Here is a 4191-nt window from a genome sequence, read left to right as displayed (position 1 = left end):
CAACCTGGCTTGAAAACTCTATAGCGCTGTTTCTTACAAAAGGCTTTCGTTTTTTATCGCTAGAAGAATTTAAGCACTATATAACATCGCAAACGCCCTTCCCTGCCAACGCGTTACTAGTGACGATTGACGATGGTTATGCGGACCAAGTCAACGAAATGGTCCCTGCATTTTTAAAGCATGGTATCAAACCTGCTGTTTTTCTCATCAGCAACCTGATAGAGCAGCAAGAACTCCCATGGGATGAAAGCATTCGCTACATTGCTGAGCACACTGCAAAGCCATACATCCATTTCGATCATTTAGGTGGCAAGCTCCATTATTATTTCGACACAAGAGAGCACAAAACCTGGGCAAGACGAGATTTCATAGCGCGCTGCGAACTCTTGGATAAGAAGAGCTTAGCTGATTCGATCGAATCTTTTGCAAAAGCAGCCGACGTCGAGATTCCCAAAGCGACTAAAAACGGTTTCGAGGCTGCCTCACTATCAAACATCCTTAAGCTATCAGAACAAGGCGCAAGCTTTAGCAGCCATACCGACAGCCACTTGATACTAGCCAGTAATGATGACCAAACCTGCCTACAAGCGATACACAATGCGAAACCTCTTTTTGAGAATAATGAGTTTGAAACTGAATGCTTTGCATACCCAATAGGTAAAGACCACTCAATCATCAACAAGCTCAATATTCCAAAAGAAGCAGGATTTACATTAGCGTTTACGACAGTAGAAGGCATAGCAACGCACAATTGCGAACCGTTTGATATTCCGCGCATATCTTACCCACTTAATGAAAAGCAGCTTGAGGAAATTTGCTCCCCCTTAGCCTTGTATCGGTACGACCAAAGCAATTGGCTCATCAAACTCCACAACCTAAAAACACTCAAGGTGCTAATCAATGCCTATGGCGGAAAAGCGGCATCTCTGACTTGGCTAAAACACCAATTAAAATTGTTCGGCGGGGGCTATCAAAAATATCGAAACTTGGATTTAGATAGCATCAAGCGCGTTGTATTTTTCTGCAAAGGTAACATTAACCGCAGCGCGATCGCAGAATCGGTTTTTGCTATCAGTTCCTCTATCGGACACGCTTCTTTCGGCCTCAAAACCGAACAACGGTTCCCTCCAAGTGTCGAGGCGCAGCGCTGGGCTCGGAAAAACAGCCTAAAAATACTCCAACATAAAACAACGCGAGTAGAAGACTTTACGATTGAGCAAGGCGATCTATTAATCGCCTTTGAGCCAGAGCAACTTCAACTCATCGAACAAAACAATCGCAAAGTCAGCAAGGTACAATACTCACTGCTAGGCCTTTGGGCAGAAAACCCTTGGGCTTATATACATGACCCAGTGGCTCGCCCAGAAGAATATTTCGACAAGTGCTTTTCAATAATAGAAAATGCGACACGTAATTTAGCAAAAGCACTGGAAGCGACGCCTAAGTGAGCCCCATAAAAACCATATTACACGTTATCGATACCACCGGCCCTGGTGGGGCGGAAACGGTATTTATTAACCTCGCAGACGGAATGCGGGATAAGGGCTTTAGAAGCATTGCACTTATCAGAGGCAAGGGCTGGGTCTATGAGGAACTTCAACGGCGAAACATTGAAACCGTCGTACTAGACTGCAAAGGCAGCTTCAACATACGCTTCTTACTAAACCTGTGCGCACTCATAAAGAAAGAGCGCGTAAACATTATTCAGTCACATCTACTCGGCTCAAACATTTATTGCGCAATGGCGGGATTGCTGACCCGCAAACCCGTATTTGCGACTTTCCATGGAGCCGTTGACGTAAGTAAAACAGAACGTTTTTTAAAGCTGAAAGCTTGGATCCTCAATAAAGGCGTTACGCGGTTTATCGCAGTAAGCAAAGGCCTACTTGAAGAAATAAGGCAGTCTGGCTTGCTGGATGCCGACAAAGCTGTCGTCATCTACAACGGCATCGATACTAGTAAGTACTACAAACGAGATTCCGAGGCCATAAAATCCTCTCTGGGTTTAGATAAAAACGCTACTTTAGTTGGCAGCCTAGGCAATGTACGCCCAGCTAAAGCCTATGACGTGCTAATCAAATCTGCTGCATTAGTGGTTAAAGAAAACCCACACTTTCATTTTGTGATTGCCGGAGATACCAACAAAGAGCCATTGATGTCCGAGCTAAAACAACTCATGAATCAGCTCAAGGTAAGAAACAACGTGCACTTTATTGGCTTTCAAGACAACAGCGCTGAATTCTTAGGACAGATGGATATGTTTTTACTCACTAGCTCCAGCGAAGGGTTTTCAATTGCAACTATTGAAGCCTTGGCGACTGGACTGCCTGTTGTAGCGACGAAGTGTGGTGGGCCAGAGGAGATCTTAGCTGACGAAAGAGACTCTCTTCTAAAGGACATCTCACCGCACGCTATTGCTAATAAACTTTTAAATTATAGTGTCGAACACAAAACAAGAGACTCTAGAGCTTACAAGAAATACGACCTTGATGGAGTCGTGGAAAACTACATTCAAAACTACACAAAGCACATTGCAAGGAGCATAAAATAAAGTATCAAAACGCAGTTGTAACGATAGTGATCGGAAAGGAAGCAAATGAAATGGCCCTCAGCTCCCTACCAACAATTAAGCGATATGCTCAAAAGTGTAACGCTAAACTAATTGCTATCGAGAGTTTTGACGATCCAACTCTTCCCGCTATGTACGCAAAAACAAAAGTACATGAGCTACTAAAAGAGTATGAGAAAGTGCTGTTTATAGATATCGATATACTAATTACACCAAGGGCCCCCAATCTATTTGAGTTATTTGCATCAAACGATGAGATTTTTGCGGCTGTTCCTGTCGAGCGTTTTTATAACGGCGTTAAGAGAGAAAAAAACAATTTGCAAGCAGCCCTTGGCGAGATTAACTGGACACAGCCATACTTTAACAGCGGTGTAATGTTAGTTGGAAGAAGCCATTCGCACATCCTTAACCCACATGACGGGTTAATACAAAAGTGGCACAAATGGAAAAAAGATAACAATAAGACAGGCCTTAATGATCAAAGTATCTTTAACTATAGGGTCAATAAAGACTGTCTAAAACTTACAGAGTTGGATCGGCGCTTCAATTTTACTAGAGCAACCCAAGACTTCAACAAGCGCTTCAATTGCTACTTTATGCATTATGCAGGGTTAAGAGGCAATCGCACAAAACTTATGCAAAGAGACCGCATGGTTTTAGATAACCCTTTTGTTTTGAGATTATATGCGAAATCCCCCTTAGTTTGTAAAATACGTGACGCCATAATTAGAAGAACACTGAGACTACATTAAAAATAACATTCGAGATCTGAATAAAGGATAAGATGTGCGAGAACTTATATTTTTAACGATTGCAAACAATCTTCCTCGTCTAAAATTAAGCGATAAATTACGCCCGCTGTTTCTAAAACTAGCAGGAATAAAAATAAAGGGTCAATGCACTTTATGGGGCACCTTTACTGTCAGACCTATTGGCGGTTTAAAGAATATAGAAATTGGTAACGGCACATTTATCAATACCAATGTACGTTTTGGTGTGCCACAAGCCCTCGTTAGAATAGGGTGCAATGTCAATATTGGGCCTAGTGTAATGTTCGAAACAGTTAGTCATGATTTACAATATAAAGAAGAATGCGGCCGCGTAGCTTTCTCAAAACCAATAACCGTTGAGGACGAGGTTTGGATCGGAGCGAACGTGGTCGTTACCCAAGGCGTAACAATTGGGAAGGGGGCCGTTGTCGCGGCGGGAGCAGTTGTTAGTAAAGACGTAGCAGAATTTACATTAGTGGGTGGTGTACCTGCAAAAGTCATTAAACATCTAAAATAAGCACAACATATACTCAAAACCACCACTTAAAAATATATCTTTTTAACATTGAGGAAACATGTTTAAACCCCCAAAAACTAGCGCTTTAACAAAAATCAGATTTTATCTGGCCGCTCGCTTGAGCTCTGCAATTCATGCTTTTGGCATCAAAACTCGCCAGTTGATTATTTGCGGCTACCCTCGCAGTGGAACTTCGTTGCTTTACAACATGGTATCTACAACTCTTGCAACTCGATTTCAGTTTACTGACTTCGAAAAATACTTCATGTTCCTGATCCATAAGGTACCTAGCATAGCCTCTAAGGCTCCATTGGATATCATGCATATTCAATGGC

The 4191-nt window shown here is 42.4% G+C and carries 5 protein-coding genes; all 5 read left to right on the top strand.

Annotated elements, in window-relative coordinates; translation table 11 throughout:
- Window positions 1-1448: polysaccharide deacetylase family protein (locus A3751_RS06100; protein ID WP_068453409.1), on the top strand; the 1448-nt coding region annotated here is incomplete at its 5' end.
- Window positions 1445-2551: a glycosyltransferase gene (locus tag A3751_RS06095; RefSeq protein WP_082863085.1), complete on the top strand. Its 1107-nt coding sequence runs from the start codon at window positions 1445-1447 to the stop codon at window positions 2549-2551. The genes A3751_RS06100 and A3751_RS06095, both read left to right, overlap by 4 nt.
- A 50-nt stretch (window positions 2552-2601) precedes the next feature.
- Window positions 2602-3321, top strand: coding sequence for a glycosyltransferase (locus A3751_RS06090; protein WP_068464565.1), 720 nt, complete (start codon window positions 2602-2604; stop codon window positions 3319-3321).
- Between the two features lie 34 nt (window positions 3322-3355).
- Window positions 3356-3856, top strand: coding sequence for a DapH/DapD/GlmU-related protein (locus A3751_RS06085; RefSeq protein ID WP_068453405.1), 501 nt, complete (start codon window positions 3356-3358; stop codon window positions 3854-3856).
- A 58-nt stretch (window positions 3857-3914) separates the two neighbouring features.
- A partial coding sequence (locus A3751_RS23420) for a hypothetical protein (protein WP_231876851.1) occupies window positions 3915-4191 on the top strand: 277 nt, incomplete at its 3' end.

The organism is Oleiphilus sp. HI0080 (assembly GCF_001635135.1).
The sequence above is the reverse complement of the archived record's forward strand: the minus strand, read 5'-3'. Positions and strand labels throughout refer to the sequence as shown.